The 18,256-nt window shown below is 62.8% G+C and carries 15 protein-coding genes and 1 pseudogene; 10 read left to right on the top strand and 6 right to left on the bottom strand.

Annotation, left to right across the window (positions count from 1 at the left end; all coding sequences use genetic code 11):
- Positions 1-3: 3 nt before the first annotated feature.
- From KI237_RS21885 to KI237_RS21860, 6 genes are all read left to right on the top strand, one after another.
- Positions 4-1,992, top strand: a complete 1,989-nt coding sequence (locus KI237_RS21885; protein WP_212797022.1) for a heme lyase CcmF/NrfE family subunit — start codon at positions 4-6, stop codon at positions 1,990-1,992.
- Positions 1,989-2,525: a DsbE family thiol:disulfide interchange protein gene (locus KI237_RS21880; RefSeq protein WP_212797021.1), complete on the top strand. Its 537-nt coding sequence runs from the start codon at positions 1,989-1,991 to the stop codon at positions 2,523-2,525. The genes KI237_RS21885 and KI237_RS21880 overlap by 4 nt, the downstream gene beginning before the upstream one ends.
- Positions 2,522-2,995, top strand: a complete 474-nt coding sequence (locus KI237_RS21875; protein WP_212797020.1) for a cytochrome c-type biogenesis protein — start codon at positions 2,522-2,524, stop codon at positions 2,993-2,995. The genes KI237_RS21880 and KI237_RS21875 overlap by 4 nt, the downstream gene beginning before the upstream one ends.
- Positions 2,988-4,190 carry a c-type cytochrome biogenesis protein CcmI gene (gene ccmI / locus KI237_RS21870; RefSeq protein ID WP_212797019.1) on the top strand — a complete coding sequence of 401 codons (1,203 nt, stop codon included), beginning with the start codon at positions 2,988-2,990 and terminating at the stop codon, positions 4,188-4,190. The genes KI237_RS21875 and ccmI overlap by 8 nt, the downstream gene beginning before the upstream one ends.
- A 14-nt stretch (positions 4,191-4,204) precedes the next feature.
- Entirely contained in the window at positions 4,205-4,612 is a 408-nt protein-coding gene (locus KI237_RS21865) for a hypothetical protein (protein ID WP_212797018.1), read from the top strand.
- 277 nt (positions 4,613-4,889) lie between these two features.
- Entirely contained in the window at positions 4,890-6,983 is a 2,094-nt protein-coding gene (locus KI237_RS21860) for an LTA synthase family protein (RefSeq protein WP_212797017.1), read from the top strand.
- A 63-nt stretch (positions 6,984-7,046) separates the two neighbouring features.
- Here the strand turns inward: KI237_RS21860 and KI237_RS21855 are convergent, their stop codons facing one another.
- Positions 7,047-7,199: a DUF3309 family protein gene (locus KI237_RS21855; RefSeq protein WP_003183939.1), complete on the bottom strand. Its 153-nt coding sequence runs from the start codon at positions 7,197-7,199 to the stop codon at positions 7,047-7,049.
- Between the two features lie 229 nt (positions 7,200-7,428).
- Here KI237_RS21855 and KI237_RS21850 point away from each other — a divergent pair, with 229 nt between their 5' ends.
- From KI237_RS21850 to csrA, 3 genes are all read left to right on the top strand, one after another.
- Positions 7,429-8,244, top strand: coding sequence for an SDR family oxidoreductase (locus KI237_RS21850; RefSeq protein WP_212797016.1), 816 nt, complete (start codon positions 7,429-7,431; stop codon positions 8,242-8,244).
- A 57-nt stretch (positions 8,245-8,301) separates the two neighbouring features.
- Entirely contained in the window at positions 8,302-8,634 is a 333-nt protein-coding gene (locus tag KI237_RS21845) for a YnfA family protein (RefSeq protein ID WP_058545031.1), read from the top strand.
- A 150-nt stretch (positions 8,635-8,784) separates the two neighbouring features.
- Positions 8,785-8,985: a carbon storage regulator CsrA gene (csrA, locus tag KI237_RS21840; protein ID WP_212797015.1), complete on the top strand. Its 201-nt coding sequence runs from the start codon at positions 8,785-8,787 to the stop codon at positions 8,983-8,985.
- Here csrA and KI237_RS21835 read toward each other — a convergent pair.
- The 5 genes and pseudogenes from KI237_RS21835 to mnmC form a co-directional block, all read right to left on the bottom strand.
- Positions 8,974-9,201, bottom strand: a complete 228-nt coding sequence (locus KI237_RS21835; protein ID WP_003199186.1) for a YheU family protein — start codon at positions 9,199-9,201, stop codon at positions 8,974-8,976. The two genes, csrA and KI237_RS21835, sit on opposite strands and share 12 nt — an antisense overlap.
- A gap of 191 nt (positions 9,202-9,392) precedes the next feature.
- Positions 9,393-10,582 (bottom strand): annotated as a pseudogene (locus KI237_RS21830) (osmoprotectant NAGGN system M42 family peptidase).
- 198 nt (positions 10,583-10,780) lie between these two features.
- The gene (gene ngg, locus KI237_RS21825; protein ID WP_212797014.1) at positions 10,781-12,529 is read right to left on the bottom strand and encodes an N-acetylglutaminylglutamine synthetase; all 1,749 of its coding nucleotides are present in this window, start codon (positions 12,527-12,529) and stop codon (positions 10,781-10,783) included.
- A gap of 3 nt (positions 12,530-12,532) precedes the next feature.
- Positions 12,533-14,305 carry an N-acetylglutaminylglutamine amidotransferase gene (locus KI237_RS21820; protein WP_212797013.1) on the bottom strand — a complete coding sequence of 591 codons (1,773 nt, stop codon included), beginning with the start codon at positions 14,303-14,305 and terminating at the stop codon, positions 12,533-12,535.
- Between the two features lie 276 nt (positions 14,306-14,581).
- The gene (gene mnmC, locus KI237_RS21815; RefSeq protein WP_212797012.1) at positions 14,582-16,564 is read right to left on the bottom strand and encodes a bifunctional tRNA (5-methylaminomethyl-2-thiouridine)(34)-methyltransferase MnmC2/FAD-dependent 5-carboxymethylaminomethyl-2-thiouridine(34) oxidoreductase MnmC1; all 1,983 of its coding nucleotides are present in this window, start codon (positions 16,562-16,564) and stop codon (positions 14,582-14,584) included.
- 119 nt (positions 16,565-16,683) lie between these two features.
- Between mnmC and pap the strand changes: the two genes are divergently transcribed.
- Positions 16,684-18,198, top strand: a complete 1,515-nt coding sequence (pap, locus tag KI237_RS21810) for a polyphosphate:AMP phosphotransferase (protein WP_212797011.1) — start codon at positions 16,684-16,686, stop codon at positions 18,196-18,198.
- Positions 18,199-18,256 lie beyond the last annotated feature (58 nt).

The raw sequence follows: 18,256 nt of genomic DNA, 5'->3' as shown, positions 1-18,256 counted from the left end.
TCGATGACTACCGGCATCTTTATTCCCGAATTGGGCCACCTGGCGATGATCCTGGCCCTGTGCTTTGCCCTGGTGCAAGCCGTGGTGCCGTTGCTGGGAGCCTGGCGCGGCGACCGTTTGTGGATGAGCCTGGCCCAGCCAGCGGCGTGGGGGCAGTTTGCTTTTATGCTGTTCGCCTTCGGCTGCTTGACCTATGCGTTCATGACCGACGATTTCTCCGTGGAATACGTCGCCAGCAACTCCAACAGCGCCTTGCCCTGGTACTACAAGTTCAGCGCGGTGTGGGGCGCCCATGAGGGATCGCTGTTGCTCTGGGCGTTGATCCTTGCCGGCTGGACTTTCGCCGTCTCGGTGTTCTCCCGGCAGTTGCCCCAGGTGATGCTGGCCCGGGTGCTGGCGGTGATGGGCATGATCAGCACCGGTTTCCTGCTGTTTTTGATCGTCACCTCCAACCCGTTCGAGCGCATCCTGCCACAGATGCCGACGGATGGCCGCGACCTCAACCCGTTGTTGCAAGACATCGGCCTGATCGTTCATCCGCCGATGCTCTACATGGGCTACGTCGGCTTCTCCGTCGCCTTCTCCTTCGCCATCGCCGCTTTGCTCGGTGGACGCCTCGATGCTGCGTGGGCACGCTGGTCGCGTCCGTGGACCATCGTTGCCTGGGCCTTCCTCGGCATCGGCATCACCCTCGGCTCGTGGTGGGCCTACTACGAGCTCGGCTGGGGCGGCTGGTGGTTCTGGGATCCGGTGGAAAACGCCTCGTTCATGCCCTGGTTGGTGGGCACGGCGCTGATCCACTCCCTGGCCGTCACGGAAAAACGCGGTGTGTTCAAGAGTTGGACCGTGCTGCTGGCCATCGCGGCGTTCTCGCTGAGCCTGCTGGGGACGTTCCTGGTGCGCTCCGGCGTGTTGACCTCGGTGCATGCCTTCGCCTCGGACCCTGAGCGAGGCGTGTTCATCCTGATGTTCCTGTTGTTCGTGGTCGGTGGTTCGCTGACGCTGTTCGCCCTGCGTGCGCCGGTGGTCAAGAGCCAGGTCGGCTTCAACCTCTGGTCGCGGGAAACCCTGTTGCTGGGCAATAACCTGGTGCTGGTGGTGGCCGCGTCGATGATCCTGCTGGGGACGTTGTACCCACTGGTGCTCGATGCGTTGTCCGGCGCCAAGCTGTCGGTCGGCCCGCCGTACTTCAACGCGTTGTTCATCCCGCTGATGGCGATCCTGATGGTGGTGATGGCCATCGGCATGCTGGTGCGCTGGAAAGACACTCCGGTCAAGTGGCTGCTGGGCATGTTGACCCCGGTGCTGCTGGGTACGGCGGCCCTGGCCGTGGTGGCCGGCGTGGCGTATGGCGACTTCAACTGGGCGGTACTGGCGACGTTCGTGCTGGCGGCCTGGGTGTTACTGGCGGGGGTACGCGACATTTTCGACAAGACCCGACACAAAGGCCTGATCAAAGGCCTGCCGACCCTGACCCGCAGTTACTGGGGTATGCAGGTCGCCCACCTGGGCATCGCCGTCTGCGCCCTGGGCGTGGTGCTGTCCAGCCAGAACAGCGCCGAGCGCGACCTGCGCCTGGCGCCGGGTGAGTCCATGGAGCTGGCCGGGTATCAGTTCGTTTTCGAGGGCGCCAAACATTTCGAGGGCCCGAACTTCACGTCCGACAAAGGCACCGTACGAGTCATTCGCGACGGCCAGGAAATCACCGTGCTGCACCCGGAAAAACGTCTCTATACCGTGCAGAACTCGGTCATGACCGAAGCCGGCATCGATGCCGGTTTCACCCGCGATCTCTATGTGGCGCTGGGCGAGTCCCTGGGCGACGGCGCGTGGGCGGTGCGGGTCCATGTCAAGCCGTTCGTGCGCTGGATCTGGTTCGGTGGCTTGCTCACTGGCCTGGGTGGGGTGCTGGCGGCGCTGGATCGGCGTTATCGAGTCAAAGTGAAAACCCGGGTGCGTGAAGCCCTGGGCGTGACGGGAGCCACGGCATGAAGCGTTGGTTGATGTTGGTGCCGTTGGCGCTGTTCCTGCTGATGGCGGTGTTTTTGTACCGAGGGCTGTACCTGAATCCGACCGAGTTGCCCTCGGCGATGATCGGCAAGCCGTTCCCGGAGTTTTCCCTGCCCTCGGTGCAAGGTGACAAGACCCTGACCCGTGCCGACCTGCTGGGCAAGCCGGCGCTGGTCAACGTATGGGGCACCTGGTGCATCTCCTGCCGGGTCGAGCATCCGGTGTTGAACAAGCTGGCCCAGAACGGCGTGGTGATCTACGGCGTCAATTACAAGGACGTCAAAGCCGACGCGCTGAAGTGGCTGACCGAGTTCCACAATCCGTATCAACTGGACATTCGTGACGAAGACGGCTCCCTGGGCCTGAACCTGGGTGTCTACGGCGCGCCGGAAACGTTCTTCATCGATGCCAAGGGCGTTATCCGCGACAAGTTCGTCGGCGTGATCGACGAGCAGGTCTGGCGCGAGAAACTGGCCGCCAAGTATCAGGCACTGGTGGACGAGGCCAAGCCATGAAGCGCTGGTTAGCGGCCGCCATCCTCGGCCTGAGCCTGGCCGGTGTGGCCCACGCCGCCATTGATGCCTACGAATTCGCCAACGACGGCGAGCGCGAGCGGTTTCGCGAACTGACCAAGGAACTGCGTTGCCCCAAGTGCCAGAACCAGGACATCGCCGACTCCAACGCGCCGATTGCCGCCGACCTGCGCAAGGAAATCTTCCGCATGCTCGGCGAGGGCAAGGACAACCAGCAGATCATCGATTTCATGGTCGATCGCTACGGTGAGTTCGTGCGCTACAACCCCGCCCTGTCCTCCAAGACGGCGCTGCTCTGGTTCGGCCCCGCCGGGCTGTTGTTCGGTGGTTTCGTCGTCATTGCAGTGATCGTGCGCCGCCGCCGGGTCCAGCGCACGGCCGCCCCGGACACGCTTTCTGTCGATGAGCGCCAGCGCCTCGACCAACTGTTGGATAAAACCAAGCATGATTGATTTCTGGCTCGCCGCAGGTCTGCTTCTTCTGGTTGCCCTGAGTTTTCTGTTGATCCCTGTACTGCGTGGTCGTCGCGCTCAACGCGAGGAAGACCGTACCGCGCTCAACGTGGCGCTGTATCAGGAACGCGTCGCCGAGTTGCAGGTTGAGCGGGAGGAGGGTGTGCTTAACGCGGCGCAACTGGACACCGGTCGCGCTGAAGCCGCCCGTGAACTGCTCGCTGACACCGAGGGCGCCGATACGCCGCGCGAATCCCGGTTGGGCAAGCCGTTGCCGTTGCTCGCCGCCGTGCTGGTGCCAGTGTTGGGCCTGGCGCTGTACCTGCATTTCGGCGCCAGCGACAAGGTCGAGCTGACCCGTGAGTTCGCCCAAGCGCCGCAGTCGATGGAAGAGATGACCCTGCGCCTGGAACGTGCGGTGGCGGCGCAACCGGATAACGCCGAGGGCCTGTATTTTCTCGGGCGTACCTACATGGCGCAGGATCGGCCCGCGGACGCGGCGAAGGTCTTCGAGCGCACTGTGGCGGTGGCCGGCCGCCAACCCGAACTGCTGGGCCAATGGGCCCAGGCGCAGTATTTTGCCGACGGCAAGAAATGGTCGGACAAGCTCCAGGCCCTGACCGACGAAGCGCTGAAGCTCGATCCGAAGGAAGTCACCAGCCTCGGCCTGTTGGGCATCGCCGCTTTTGAGGGCGAACGCTATCAGGACGCGATCGATTACTGGGGGCGACTGCTGGTGGAACTGCCCGAAGGCGACAAATCCCGTGAAGCGCTGCAGGGCGGCATTACCCGTGCCACCGAGAAGCTGCAAGCCAGTGGCGGCAAGGTCGCCCAGGTTCCTGTGGCCAAGGCTGCGGCACTGCTCAAGGTGCGCGTCGACCTGGCGCCGGCACTCAAGGCCAAGGTGCAGCCGGGCGACAGTGTGTTCATCTTCGCCCGCGCCGTTTCCGGCCCTCCCGCTCCGCTGGCCGCCAAGCGCCTGACGGTCGCCGATCTGCCGGTCACGGTCGAGCTGGGTGACGCGGACGCAATGATGCCGCAGTTGAAACTGTCGAACTTCCCCGAAGTCCAACTGGTGGCGCGCATCTCCCGTGCCGGCCAGCCGACCGCCGGTGAGTGGATCGGCCGCAGCCAGCCCCTGGCGAGCAGCACCACGGCGCCGCAACAACTGACTATCGACAGCCCGGACAAATAACAGGAATTCGCACCATGACCGCCATCGCTCGTATCACCCTGCTCACGCTCGTCATGGGCCTGAGCGCTTGTGCGGTCCAGCGTCCGTCGGAGCCCTCGGCGCCGCTGCCACCGATCCCATCGTCGACCCCGACCAGCAAACCGGTCCCGTCCACAGCGCCGGGCAAGCCTGTCATCCCGAACAAACCGGCCAAACCGCTGCCGCGTACTTCCGCCAGCTTCGCCCCACCGCCGGGCGGCAACAGCCATTGGGACGCCAAGTTGGGGGTCTATGTGCTGGACAACCAGACGAACACGTTCTATCGCCAGCGGACCTATTACCGCTGGAGCAACGGTTGGAGCCGTTCCGTCAGCCCGAATGGGCCCTGGGAAGACACCACCATCGAAGGCGTGCCGGCGGGGCTTGGGCGTCAATTCCACTAAAGCACCGGCCCCCTGGAGCCAGGGGGGCATCCACAGATAAATCCCTTGCCACCGGCTGGGCTTTTTGTGTTTCTGGATATTCTTTGAACGAAATTTTCACAAAATCTTGCGGACAATCCCCCGCGCTCATATCGCCGTCGGTTATTTAATGGCAATGCCATAGCCGTTCGTGCAACATTTGCGCACTCGCGCAAGCCCCGAGGCCAGGCTTTGGTCAACAGAGGGCGCGCCGTTGTTTCTTTTTGTCACTCAAACTCCAATAGGGTCCTTAAACGACATGGCAATCCCGGACGCCCTGAGTCAGCAGCGTACTACGCATCGCCTGCTGCAACCGACCGTCAAATCGCACCTGGCCTACACGTTGCTTTGTGCCCTGGTGATGATGGTCATGTTCAGCCTGCTGCGCGTGGCGCTGCTGGTCTATAACCGCGAAATGATCCTCGACACGCCGGCCTCGACCTTCGTTGAAGCCTTCGTCAACGGCCTGCGTTTCGACTTGCGCCTGGTGGTCTACCTCTGCGTCCCGCTGTTGCTGGCGTTGTTCAGCGCAAGGGCCATGGCGGCCCGTGGGTTCTTTCGTTTCTGGCTGACCGTCACTTCCAGCATCGCGTTGTTCCTGGGCTTGATGGAGATGGATTTCTACCGTGAATTCCACCAGCGCCTCAACGGCCTGGTCTTCCAGTATGTAAAGGAAGACCCGAAAACCGTGATGAGCATGCTCTGGTACGGTTTCCCAGTGGTGCGCTACCTGCTGGCCTGGGCCGTCGGCACCGTCATTCTGGCCTTGGCGTTCAAGGGCGCCGACCGGGCAACCCGTCCCCGTGGGCCGTTCAGTGGCGGCAGCATCGGCACACGCCAGGTCGCGCCGTGGTACGGACGCGTGGCGGTGTTCATCGTCTGCCTGCTGGTGGCCGTGGTCGCCGCCCGTGGCACCCTGCGCCAGGGCCCGCCCCTGCGTTGGGGCGACGTCTACACCACCGACTCCAACTTCGCCAACCAGCTGGGCCTCAACGGCACCTTGTCGCTGGTGGCCGCGGCCAAGAGCCGGATGTCCGAAGACCGCGACAACATCTGGAAAGCCACCCTTGAGCAACCGCTGGCACAGCAGACCGTGCGCGACATGCTGGTCATGCCCGACGACAAGCTGGTGGACGCCGAGACCGCCGCCGTGCGCCGCGACTACACGCCGCCGGCGGACAAGACCCTGCCGATCAAGAACGTGGTCGTGATCCTCATGGAAAGCATGGCCGGTCACTCGGTGGGCGCCCTGGGCGCGCCGGGCAACATCACGCCTTACCTGGACAAGCTGTCCAAGGAAGGCCTGCTGTTCGACCGTTTCTTCTCCAACGGTACCCATACCCACCAGGGCATGTTCGCCACCATGGCGTGCTTCCCGAACCTGCCGGGTTTCGAATACCTGATGCAGACGCCGGAAGGCAGCCATAAGCTGTCAGGCCTGCCGCAGTTGCTCAGCGCCCGTGACTACGACGACGTGTATGTCTACAACGGTGATTTCGCCTGGGACAACCAGTCGGGGTTCTTCAGCAGCCAGGGCATGACGAATTTCATTGGGCGTAACGACTTCGTGAACCCGGTGTTCTCCGACCCGACCTGGGGCGTGTCTGACCAGGACATGTTCGACCGTGGCCTGATCGAGCTCAAGGCACGGGAAAACGGCAAGCCGTTCTATGCCTTGCTGCAAACCCTGTCCAACCACACGCCGTATGCCCTGCCGACACCGTTGCCAGTGGAGCGGGTCACCGACCGCGGTAGCCTGAACGAACACTTGACCGCCATGCGCTACGCCGACTGGGCACTGGGTCAGTTCTTCGAGAAGGCCCGCAAGGAGCCGTACTTCAAGGAAACCCTGTTCGTGGTGGTCGGCGACCATGGTTTTGGCAACGAACGCCAGATCACCGAGATGGACCTGGGCCGTTTCAACGTGCCGATGCTGCTGATCGGCCCGGGCGTCCAGGAAAAGTTCGGCCAGCGTAACCACACCGTGGGCACCCAAGTCGACATCGTACCGACCATCATGGGCCGGATCGGTGGGCAAGTGCGCAACCAGTGCTGGGGCCGTGACCTGTTGAACCTGCCGCAAGGCGATCCCGGTTTTGGTGTGATCAAGCCGTCGGGCAGCGAACAGACCACGGCGATCATCCGCGACGATCAGATCCTGGTACTGCCGAAGGAAAAGGAAATGGCGCCGAAGATGTATCGCTATGAGCTGGGTGCCAATCCGAGTGCGGAAATCATCCCGGATGCAGCGGACACTGCGCAGATGAAACTCAAGCTCGAATCGTTCCTGCAAACCGCCACCAAGAGCCTGCTGGATAACACCGCTGGCGTCGTTGACGGCAAGCCGGACTGATAACCGGCGCATATAAAAAAGAGGCCTGCTAAGGCCTCTTTTTTTTTGCGCTTACTGAGTGGTTTATATCTTGCCCAGTAATAGCAGGACTAACAGCACCACCAACACTACACCAATGATACCGGAGGGCCCATAACCCCAACTTCTGGAGTGCGGGAAGACCGGAAGACCACCGATCAGCAGCAGGATCAGGATAATGATAAGAATTGTGCCCATTGTAGGTTTCCTTATTGGTCAGTTCTGGGGTGATACAACTTTCAACTGCCAGCGCGCATGCGTTAAATCCGGGCGGCTTAATAAGTCCGACCGTAACGCTCTGTAAAAAATTCAAAGTTTTTATAGCGCCTACGGTTTGCCCTCGCCATTCAGCAATCTGATGGAGCGTGGGTCCGCTGTACGCCTTCGCTACACTCGGCCTATCTCTCCCGGAACAAGGCTGTTTGCTATGCAAAATCGCATGATGATCACTGGCGCCGGCTCCGGCCTGGGTCGCGAAATCGCGCTGCGCTGGGCCCGCGAGGGCTGGCATCTGGCCTTATCGGATGTCAGCGAACCGGGCCTCGTGGAAACCCTCAAGCGAGTGCGTGGTGCCGGTGGTGACGGCTTCATCCAGCGCTGTGATGTGCGCGACTATAGCCAATTGACCGCGTTCGCCCAGGCTTGCGAAGAAAAGCTCGGCGGCATCGATATCATCGTCAACAATGCCGGCGTTGCCTCGGGCGGGTTCTTCAGTGAGCTCTCCCTGGAGGATTGGGACTGGCAGATCGCGATCAATCTCATGGGCGTGGTCAAGGGCTGCAAGGCGTTCCTGCCGCTGCTGGAAAAAAGCCGTGGCAAGATCATCAACATTGCCTCCATGGCAGCCCTGATGCAGGGCCCGGCCATGAGTAACTACAACGTGGCCAAGGCGGGTGTCGTGGCGCTGTCGGAAAGCCTGCTGGTGGAACTGGCGCAACAGGAAGTTGGCGTACACGTGGTGTGCCCGTCATTCTTCCAGACCAATCTGCTGGACTCCTTCCGTGGCCCGACCCCGGCCATGAAAGCCCAGGTCGGCAAGTTGCTGGAAAGTTCACCGATCAGCGCCACGGATATTGCCGACTACATCTACCAGCAGGTCGCCCAGGGCCAGTTCATGATCCTGCCCCACGAACAGGGACGCATGGCGTGGGCCCTCAAGCAGAAGAACCCACAATTGCTGTACGACGAAATGACCGTCATGGCCGACAAGATGCGCGCCAAGGCCCGGCAAAACCCCAATTGACCTGGATGCCCGATGTCCTCAGGATGGCGCCATTCGGTCTTCCTGATGGACATCTGCATGCTCAATTACCTGTGGTTTTTTCTTGCCGCGCTGTTTGAGATCGCGGGCTGCTACGCCTTTTGGATGTGGTTGCGCCAGGGCAAGAGCGCCTGGTGGATCGCCCCGGCGTTGCTCAGCCTCACATTGTTCGCCCTGTTGCTGACTCGCGTCGAAGCGACGTACGCCGGGCGTGCCTACGCTGCCTATGGCGGCCTCTATATCATTGCCTCGATCGGCTGGCTGGCGGTGGTTGAGCGAGTGCGGCCACTGGGGTCCGACTGGATTGGCGTGGCGCTCTGCGTGTTGGGGGCGAGTGTGATTCTATTCGGCCCGCGGCTCTCGGCACCCTGAAATATCTGCAATCCGACAGGGTTTTGCAGGAAGTTTCCGTCAGGCACAAGCGCTTTGCTTGTAGGGCCTTACTGAATTCTCGCGGGTGTCTTGAGAACGGGAAACAGGCCGGGCATGGTCAGGGTCCAGACACTCTTAAGGACAAGAACCATGCTCGTATTAAGCCGCGCTGTAGGTGAATTGATTTCCATCGGTGACGATATTTCCGTCCGTGTGCTGTCGGTCAGCGGCGGCACCGTGCGTTTTGGCGTGGAAGCGCCACGGCACGTCGATGTCCATCGCTCCGAAATCTACGACAAGATCCAGAAGAAAAAGGCCCATGCCATTCGCAAGGCCTGTTCAGTCGAATAGGTGCTTGGGCACGTCGTGCTTGAGCATCAGTTGGCACTGTTCGCTTTCGGGGTCGAAGACGATCAAGGCCTGGCCTTTGGTCAGGGCCTGCCTGACCCGTAGAACCCGTGTTTCCAGGGGCGTGTCGTCACCATTGTCGGTGCCGTCGCGGGTCACGAAATCCTCGATCAGGCGGGTGAGCGTGTCGACTTCGAGTTGATCGTGGGGGATGAGCATGGGGTACCTCGGCTAGACAATAGGGCGATGCTACGGCCTATGGGCTGTTGCGGCTAGCCTTGGGTTTTGTGGGGGCTGTTCTGGCCTCATCGCGAGCAGGCTCGCTCCCACAAGGGTTTGGGTCGCACGGAGTAGCAATGTGGGGGCGAGCCTGCTCGCGATGGCAATAGCCCAGGCAGTGAAATGTTGGATCAGCTATCGGAGCGCTGCCCCACCAGGCTATCCACCGACGGCACCCGGGTATCACTTTCCATCTGGGTATCGTGTTCGATCTGATGACTGAAGCGGTCCAGTGAGCCTTGGGCTGGTTGCGCGTCGCTGGCGAACACCGGCGGGCTGAGGATGTAGGCGCCGAGCAGGCGGCTGAGGGCGGCCAGGCTGTCGATGTGGGTGCGTTCGTAGCCATGGGTGGCGTCGCAGCCGAAGGCGAGCAGGGCGGTGCGGATATCGTGGCCGGCGGTGATGGCCGAATGAGCGTCGCTGAAGTAGTAGCGGAACAGGTCGCGGCGTGCCGGTACCTCGTTCTCCTTGGCCAGTTTCAGCAAATGCCGCGACAGGTGATAGTCGTAGGGCCCCCGGAGTCCTGCATGGCCACGCTGACCGAATGTTCGCTTGAGTGCTGGCCTGGGGCGACGGGTGCGATGTCGATGCCGACGAATTCGCTGACATCCCAGGGCAGTGCCGCCGCCGCACCACTGCCGGTTTCCTCGGTGATGGTGAACAGTGGGTGACAATCGATCAGCAGTTCTTCGCCGCTGTCGACAATCGCCTTGAGCGCCGCCAGCAGCGCCGCGACCCCGGCCTTGTCGTCCAGGTGCCGGGCGCTGATGTGGCCGCTTTCAGTGAATTCCGGCAGGGGGTCGAAGGCAACGTAATCGCCGATGCCCACCCCCAGGGTTTCGCAATCGGCGCGGGTGGCGCAGTAGGCGTCCAGGCGCAGCTCAATGTGGTCCCAACTGATGGGCAGTTCATCGACGGCGGTATTGAACGCGTGCCCGGATGCCATCAAGGGCAGCACGCTGCCCCGAATCACGCCGGTGTCGGTAAACAGGCTGACCCGGCTGCCTTCGGCAAACCGACTGGACCAGCAACCCACCGGTGCCAGGGTCAGGCGGCCGTTGTCCTTGATGGCCCGCACCGAGGCGCCGATGGTATCCAGGTGCGCCGACACGGCCCGGTCGGGGCTGTTCTTGCGCCCCTTGAGGGTGGCGCGGATGGTGCCGCGGCGGGTCATTTCAAACGGGATGCCCAACTCTTCGAGCCGCTCGGCGACGTAGCGCACGATGGTGTCGGTGAAGCCGGTAGGGCTGGGAATGGCGAGCATCTCCAGCAGGACTTTTTGCAGGTATTCGAGATTCGGTTCGGGAATTTTGCTGATCATGGAAACTCCTGATGGGTTGAGCGCATCGATGGTTTCGATGAGTGTGTCCGACGGTTGAATAGCGGTGCCTGAACTGGCCCCATCGCGAGCAAGCTCGCTCCCACAGAGGTCTTACGGTGAACACAGAATGTGTAAACCGCAGAAACCCCATGTGGGAGCGAGCTTGCTCGCGATGGGGCCAGATCAGGCACTACAGCTCTACGAGGCCACCGCCTGGCTATGGGGAAACAACAAATCCACAAAGCGCTCGGCGGTGGGTTGTGGTTCGTGGTTGGCCAGGCCTGCGCGTTCGTTGGCTTCGATGAACACGTACTCGGGTTGATCGGCCGCCGGCACCAGCAGGTCGAGGCCGACCATGGGGATGTCCAGCGCCCGTGCGGCGCGCACCGCCGCATCGACAAGGGTCGGATGCAGGATGGCGGTGACATCCTCCAGCACGCCGCCGGTATGAAGGTTCGCCGTACGCCGTACGAACAGGTGTTCTCCAGCGGGTAGCACGCTGTCGTAGTCGAACCCCGCCGCGCTGAGCGTGCGCAGGGTCTCGGCATCCATCGGGATTTTACTTTCGCCGCCCGTGGCCGCTTGCCGTCGGCGGCTCTGGGCTTCGATCAACGCGCCGATGGTGTGCCGGCCGTCGCCGATCACCTCCGCCGGGCGCCGGATCGCCGCCGCCACCACTTCAAAGCCGATCACCAGGATGCGCAGGTCCAACCCCTCGTGGAAACTTTCCAGCAAGACCTGGCTATCGAACTGCCGAGCCGCTTCGATGGCGCTCTGCACCTCCTCGATGGTGCGCAGGTCCACCGCCACGCCTTGGCCCTGTTCACCGTCAAGCGGCTTGACCACCACCCGCTCGTGCTCGTCGAGAAACGCCAGGTTGTCATCGGCATTGCCCACCAACTGTTGGGCCGGCAGGTTCAGGCCGGCGTTCTTCAGCACCTTGTGGGTCAGGCTTTTGTTCTGGCACAGGGTCATGCTGATGGCGCTGGTCAGGTCGCTCAAGGATTCGCGGCATCGGACGCGGCGGCTGCCATGGACCAGGGTGAACAAGCCGGCCTCGGCGTCGTCTACCTGGACCTCGATGCCGCGACGATGAGCTTCCTCGACAATGATTCGCGCATAAGGATTGAACTGCGCCTCGGGGCCTGGCCCCAGGAACAACGGCTGGTTGATGCCGTTCTTGCGTTTGATGGCGAAGGTCGAGAGATTGCGAAAGCCGAGTTTGGCGTAGAGATTTTTCGCCAGGCGATTGTCGTGTAGCACCGACAGGTCCAGGTAACTCAAGCCACGGCTCATGAAGTGTTCGATGAGGTGACGCACCAGCACCTCGCCAACACCGGGCCGCGGGCATTGCGGGTCGACGGCCAGGCACCAGAGGCTGCTGCCGTTTTCCGGGTCGTTGAAGGCTTTCTGATGATTCAGGCCCATGACGCTGCCGATCACCGCGCCGGTGTCGTCGTCTTCGGCCAGCCAGTAGACCGGGCCGCCTTCATGCCGTGGGGTCAGTCGCAGCGGGTCGATGGGCAGCATGCCCCGGGCCTGGTAGAGCTGGTTGATGGCCTGCCAGTCGGTCTCGCTTTGGGCGCGACGAATGCGGAACCCACGAAACACTCGGGTGGCCTGGCGATAGTCGCTGAACCACAAGCGCAAGGTGTCGGACGGGTCGAGGAACAGTTGTGCCGGTTCCAACCCCAGCACTTGCTGGGGCGCAGCCACGTACAAGGCAATGTCGCGTTCGCCGGGTTGTTCGTTGAGCAGTTCCTGGGCCAGGCTTGCCGGGTCCGGGAAGGTGTGGCCGATCAAAAGTCGGCCCCAGCCGCAATGCACCGCGATCGGGTCGGCGCCCAATTCGCTGCCGTCTTCGGCCAGGCGCGCCTGCAGGCGTTCGTAGGAGGGCGCCTGGCCGCGCAAGAGGCGTTGGTTGTGAACCGTTGCATGAGGTTTCATCGATCAGATTCCTTGCTCGCTGAGCCACAGGTTCAGCGCCGCCAGTTGCCACAGTCGCGAGCCGCGCAATGGCGTGAGCTGGCCGTTGGGGTCGGTCAGCAGGCGGTCGAGCATGGCCGGGTTGAACAGGCCGCGGTCCTGGCTCGGGTCCAGCAGCAGCTCGCGAACCCAGGCCAGGGTGTTGCCTTCCAGGTGCTTGAGTCCTGGCACCGGGAAATAGCCTTTCTTGCGGTCGATCACCTCGCCGGGGATCACCCGTCGGGCGGCTTCCTTGAGCACCTGCTTGCCGCCATCGGGCAGCTTGAACTTCGCCGGGACCCGGGCCGACAGCTCCACCAGGCGATAGTCGAGGAAGGGCGTGCGCGCTTCCAGGCCCCAGGCCATGGTCATGTTGTCGACACGCTTGACCGGGTCGTCCACCAGCATCACGGTGCTGTCCAGGCGCAGGGCCTTGTCTACCGCCGCATCAGCGCCGGGCTGGGCGAAATGTTCTTTGACGAAGTCACCGGCCGCGTCGTTGGCCGTCAGCCATTTGGGCTGTACGGTGGCGGCGTATTCTTCGTAGCTGCGGTCGAAGAACGCGGCGCGATAGGCTGCATATGGATCGCTGGCGCCATCGACTTGCGGGTACCAGTGATAACCGGCGAACAACTCGTCGGCGCCCTGGCCGCTTTGCACCACTTTGCAGTGCTTGGCCACTTCCCGCGAGAGCAGGTAGAAGGCGATGCAGTCGTGACTGACCATCGGTTCGCTCATGGCACGGAACGCTGCCGGCAGTTGCTCGATGATCTCCTTTTCGTCGATACGCAGTTGGTGGTGGCGGGTGCCGTAGTGCTTGGCGATCAGATCCGAATACTGGAACTCATCACCGCGCTCGCCGCCGGCATCCTGGAAACCGATAGAGAAGGTCGACAGGTCTTCTACGCCGACTTCCCGCAGCAGGCCCACGAGCATGCTCGAATCCACGCCACCGGACAGCAGCACACCGACATCCACGGCGGCGCGTTGGCGAATGGCGACCGCTTCACGGGTGCTGTCGAGCACGCGCTCGATCCAGTCTTCCAGGTTCAGGTGCTGTTCGTCGGCCCGTGGTCCGTAGGGCAGGGTCCACCAGGTTTTCTGCTCGGTGCTGCCGTCGGCTTCGATGCGCATCCAGGTGGCGGGCGGCAGTTTTTCAACACCCGCCAGCAAGGTGCGGGGCGCCGGGACCACCGCGTGGAAATTCAGGTAGTGATTGAGGGCCACCGGGTCGAGCATCGGGTTGATATCGCCGCCCTTGAGCAGCGCCGGCAACGCCGAGGCGAAACGTAGCCGTTGGCCGGTGCGCGACAGGTACAGCGGCTTGACGCCGAGGCGGTCGCGGGCGATGAACAGGCGTTTGGCATCGCGCTCCCAGATGGCGAAGGCGAACATGCCGTTGAGCTTGGGCAGCAGCGCTTCGCCCCAGGCGTGGTAACCCTTGAGCAGCACTTCGGTGTCGCCACCTGAATAGAAGCTATAGCCCAGGCCTTCGAGCTCGCCGCGCAGTTCCGGGTAGTTGTAGATCGCGCCGTTGAAGGCCAGGGACAGGCCCAGCTGATTGTCGATCATCGGCTGGGCCGAGCCGTCCGATAGGTCCATGATTTTCAGGCGCCGATGGCCCAAGGCAATGGGCCCCTGGCTATGAAAGCCCCAGGCGTCAGGGCCGCGAGGGGCCAGGTGATGGGTGATTCGCTCTACGGCCGCAAGGTCCGCAGGTTGTTGATCGAAACGTAACTCTCCAGCTAATCCGCACATAAGTCCTTACCGGTTTTTCCGTTGGGGAGGGGTCAAGCGCACCCGCTGAAAGGGCGGGTACCCTGAAACTGACCGGAGGGATTGCTGTGAGTTTTAGATCGATGCGTTATAAGCCGGCGGGGTTGGAGCTGTCGTACGACTCAGGAATAAGAAGAATCTGTGGGAGCGAGCTTGCTCGCGATGGCGCCGTGTCAGTCACCTTAGATACCCACTGACCCAACGCTATCGCGAGCAAGCTCGCTCCCACAGGGATTGGGGTAGACCATTAAAGGCGTGTCAGGCCTTGCCCCGAATCAATGCCCGCAACACAAACCGGTTCGGATGGCAGGCTTCGGCCACGCTGCGGGGCAGTGGCAGGGGTTCGTTGTCCAGCCAGGCGGCGATCAGTTCGCCCGACAGCGGGGCGGTGATCAGGCCGCGGGAGCCGTGGCCGCTGTTGATATACAGGCCATCGAGCCACGGGCAGGGAGTGTCTGGCACCTGGCGGGCGTCCTTGCCGAGGGCCGCATAGGCCTCGGTAAAGGCCTGGCGGTCGGCCAGTGGGCCGACAATCGGCAGGTAATCCGGACTGGTGCAACGGAACGCCGCACGGCCTTCGAGGTGTTGCGGGTCCAGGCTGCCAGCGTCCAGGCGATCCACCAGGTCTTGGGAGATTTCTTCGAGCATCAGCAGGTTGCCGGCGTGCTCGGCGGCCGTGGGCGTCAGGTCGTCGCTGTTGAAATCGAAACTGGCGCCCAGGGTGTGCTCGCCCAGCCGCGGCGGGGCCACATAGCCTTCGGCGCACACCACGGTCGCCAGGCTCTGACTGCCGGTGGTTTGCGGCAACCGGGTGATTTGCCCGCGAATACGCTTGAGCGGCAAGTCGGCGGCCGGTTCGAAACGTTTGATTTCGGCGGCGCTGGCGAGGATCGCCACCGGCGCACTGGCCAGGCATCGTTCGCCATCCCATGCCTGCCACTGGCCGTCTACGCGACGCAGTGACAACACTTCATGATGGGGCTGCACGTCAATCGCCGGCCCTGAGGCCTGCCAGTGACACAGCGCCGGCGGATGCACCCAACCGCCCTCGGGATAAAACAGACCACCACAGGCCAGGCCGATGCCAGACCGCACCTGCGCCTCGGACTGATCGAGGGGGTGCAGCAAATCCCTTGGGAACGCCTCCGCCAGCTGCGCCTGACGCTCGGCTTCCTTGCTGTTGAAGGCCAGTTGCAAGACCCCGCAGGCGTCCCAGTCAACGCCACGTTGCAGTTGCTCCAGCACGCGCCGGGTGTAGCCGAAGCCGCTGAGGATCATCTGCGACAACGCCGTGCCGTGGGCCGACAGCTTGAGGTACAGCACGCCTTGGGGGTTGCCGGACGCTTCCTCGGCCAACCCGGCATGACGCTCCAGCAGCGTCACCTGCCAGCCACGCGCGGCAAGGCTGGCGGCGCTGGCACAACCGGCCAGGCCGCCGCCGATCACCAGTGCCCGGCGTTCGCCGGTCAGCGCGGCGGGGCGGGCGTACCAGGGTTTTGCCGGGGATGGCGCCGGTGTCTGCTCCGGCCAGCCAAGAAACACGCCGCGCAGGATTTCCCACTTGTGACCAATGCCCGGCGTGCGCTTCATCTTGAAGCCCGCCGCGTTCAGCAATCGCCGCACCCAACCAGTGCTGGTGAAGGTGCTGAGGGTGGCGTCGGGTGCGGCCAGCCGGGCCAGTTCGGCGAACAGCTCGGCGGTCCACATCTCGGGGTTCCTGGCCGGCGCAAAACCGTCGAGGAACCAGGCGTCAATCTGTCCGTCCAGCTGTGGCAATTGCTCTAGGGCATCGCCGATCAACAGCGTCAGTGTCACTCGCCCACCGGCCAAAGTCAGACGCTGGAAACCCTGGTGAATCGCGACGTACTGCTCAAGCAATTGCTCTGCTTGATGTTTGAGTTGCGGCCACAGTTCCAGTGCCCGGCGCAGGTCTTGGGGGCTCAAGGGATATTTTTCGACACTGACGAAATGCAGCCGCGCCCCGGTCGGTGCGCACTGCTCGAACAACTGCCAGGCGCAGAGGAAATTCAAGCCGGTGCCAAATCCGGTTTCGCCGATCACCAGCCGCCCGTTATCGGCCAGGGCCGCGAAACGCTCGGCCAGGTTGTTCTGCTCAAGGAACACATAACGGGTTTCTTCCAGCCCCGATTGGTCGGAAAAATACACATCGTCGAACACCCGCGAACGCGGGCGACCCTGATCATCCCAGTCGAGTTGGGCGTGTTGCTGGATGGGCGTCATGGCTGGCTCGGTCAAAACTGAGCGGCCATTCTAGCCGATCGATTGCCGATTGCTTCGGTGCATGCGCACGGACCGCATCCAATCCGCTAGTCTTGGTCCATCCCCGGAAGGAGCTGCCCATGTTTGAATCCGCTGAAATCGGTCACGCCATCGATAAAGACACCTTTGAGGCCGAAGTGCCGGCCCTGCGTGAAGCGCTGCTGGAGGCGCAGTTCGAGCTGCAACAGCAGGGCCAGTTTGCGGTCATCGTGCTGATCAACGGCATCGAAGGCGCGGGCAAGGGCGAGACGGTGAAGTTGCTCAACGAGTGGATGGACCCGCGGCTGATCGAAGTGCGCACCTTCGACCAACAGACCGACGAGGAGCTGGCGCGGCCTCCGGCATGGCGCTACTGGCGGATGCTGCCGGCCAAGGGACGCATGGGGATTTTCTTCGGCAACTGGTACAGCCAGATGCTGCAAGGCCGGGTCCATGGCGAGTTCAAGGACCCACGGCTCGACCAGGCGATTGCCGGTGCCGAGCGCCTGGAAAAAATGCTTTGCGATGAAGGCACGCTGATCTTCAAGTTCTGGTTCCACCTGTCCAAGAAGCAGATGAAGGCCCGACTCAAGGGGCTCAAGGATGACCCGCTGCACAGCTGGCGCATCAGCCCGCTGGACTGGCAGCAGTCCCAGACCTACGACAAGTTCGTCAAATACGGCGAGCGCGTGTTGCGCCGCACCAGTCGCGATTACGCGCCGTGGCATGTGATCGAAGGCATGGACAGCTGTTATCGCAGCCTCACCGTCGGGCGGATCCTGCTCGACGGCTTGCGCCAGGCCCTGGACCGTTCGAAGGCCAAGCCGCAAGAGGTCAGCTTGGCGCCCCTGCCCGAGCTGGACGGGCAGATCACGCTGCTCGACAGCCTGGACATGACCCGTCGCTTGGACAAGGCTGACTACGAAGAGCAGTTGATCACCGAACAGGCGCGGTTCGCCGGTCTGCTGCGGGACAAACGCATGCGCCAGCATGCCTTGGTGGCGGTGTTCGAAGGCAATGACGCAGCGGGCAAGGGTGGGGCGATCCGGCGGGTCGCGGCAGCCCTGGACCCACGCCAGTACAGCATCGTGCCGATTGCCGCGCCCACTGAAGAAGAGCGCGCCCACCCCTACATGTGGCGGTTCTGGCGGCATATTCCCGCGCGGGGCAAGTTCACCATGTTCGACCGCTCCTGGTACGGCCGGGTGCTGGTGGAGCGGGTCGAAGGGTTTTGCAGCCAGGCCGACTGGCTGCGAGCCTACGGAGAAATCAACGACTTCGAGGAGCAGGTCGCCGATGCTGGCGTGGTGGTGGTCAAGTTCTGGCTGGCCATCGACAAGGAAACCCAGTTGGAGCGTTTCCAGGAGCGCGAGGACATTCCGTTCAAGCGCTTCAAGATCACCGAGGATGACTGGCGCAACCGCGACAAGTGGGACGCTTACCGCGCTGCCGTGTGCGACATGGTGGACCGCACCAGCACCGAGATTTCCCCTTGGACCTTGGTGGAAGCCAACGACAAGCGCTGGGCGCGGGTCAAGGTGTTGCGCACCCTCAACCAGGCGCTGGAAGCGGCTTTCGAACGGAGCGCAAGGCAGGCTCGCAAGAAGAAGCGCTAGGGCGATGGGCGCGCATACGCGGGGTGAATGATTGTCGCGGTCGGTTATGCAGTGGATC

The sequence above is a fragment of the Pseudomonas sp. St316 genome (assembly GCF_018325905.1).
In the GTDB taxonomy this organism is placed as follows: Bacteria; Pseudomonadota; Gammaproteobacteria; order Pseudomonadales; family Pseudomonadaceae; genus Aquipseudomonas.
Note: the sequence above shows the minus strand (reverse complement) of the source record. Positions and strands in the feature narration are given on the sequence as shown.

Excerpts from the sequence above, each read along its gene's own strand:
- ccmI (WP_212797019.1), top strand. The coding sequence starts at position 2,988 with ATGATTGATTTCTGGCTCGCCGCAGGTCTGCTTCTTCTGGTTGCCCTG.
- KI237_RS21880 (WP_212797021.1), top strand. The coding sequence starts at position 1,989 with ATGAAGCGTTGGTTGATGTTGGTGCCGTTGGCGCTGTTCCTGCTGATG.
- KI237_RS21875 (WP_212797020.1), top strand. The coding sequence starts at position 2,522 with ATGAAGCGCTGGTTAGCGGCCGCCATCCTCGGCCTGAGCCTGGCCGGT.
- ngg (WP_212797014.1), bottom strand. The coding sequence starts at position 12,529 with ATGAAACCTCATGCAACGGTTCACAACCAACGCCTCTTGCGCGGCCAG.
- KI237_RS21820 (WP_212797013.1), bottom strand. The coding sequence starts at position 14,305 with ATGTGCGGATTAGCTGGAGAGTTACGTTTCGATCAACAACCTGCGGAC.
- KI237_RS21860 (WP_212797017.1), top strand. The coding sequence starts at position 4,890 with ATGGCAATCCCGGACGCCCTGAGTCAGCAGCGTACTACGCATCGCCTG.
- KI237_RS21845 (WP_058545031.1), top strand. The coding sequence starts at position 8,302 with ATGCTCAATTACCTGTGGTTTTTTCTTGCCGCGCTGTTTGAGATCGCG.
- KI237_RS21855 (WP_003183939.1), bottom strand. The coding sequence starts at position 7,199 with ATGGGCACAATTCTTATCATTATCCTGATCCTGCTGCTGATCGGTGGT.
- csrA (WP_212797015.1), top strand. The coding sequence starts at position 8,785 with ATGCTCGTATTAAGCCGCGCTGTAGGTGAATTGATTTCCATCGGTGAC.
- KI237_RS21885 (WP_212797022.1), top strand. The coding sequence starts at position 4 with ATGACTACCGGCATCTTTATTCCCGAATTGGGCCACCTGGCGATGATC.
- mnmC (WP_212797012.1), bottom strand. The coding sequence starts at position 16,564 with ATGACGCCCATCCAGCAACACGCCCAACTCGACTGGGATGATCAGGGT.
- KI237_RS21835 (WP_003199186.1), bottom strand. The coding sequence starts at position 9,201 with ATGCTCATCCCCCACGATCAACTCGAAGTCGACACGCTCACCCGCCTG.
- pap (WP_212797011.1), top strand. The coding sequence starts at position 16,684 with ATGTTTGAATCCGCTGAAATCGGTCACGCCATCGATAAAGACACCTTT.
- KI237_RS21850 (WP_212797016.1), top strand. The coding sequence starts at position 7,429 with ATGCAAAATCGCATGATGATCACTGGCGCCGGCTCCGGCCTGGGTCGC.
- KI237_RS21865 (WP_212797018.1), top strand. The coding sequence starts at position 4,205 with ATGACCGCCATCGCTCGTATCACCCTGCTCACGCTCGTCATGGGCCTG.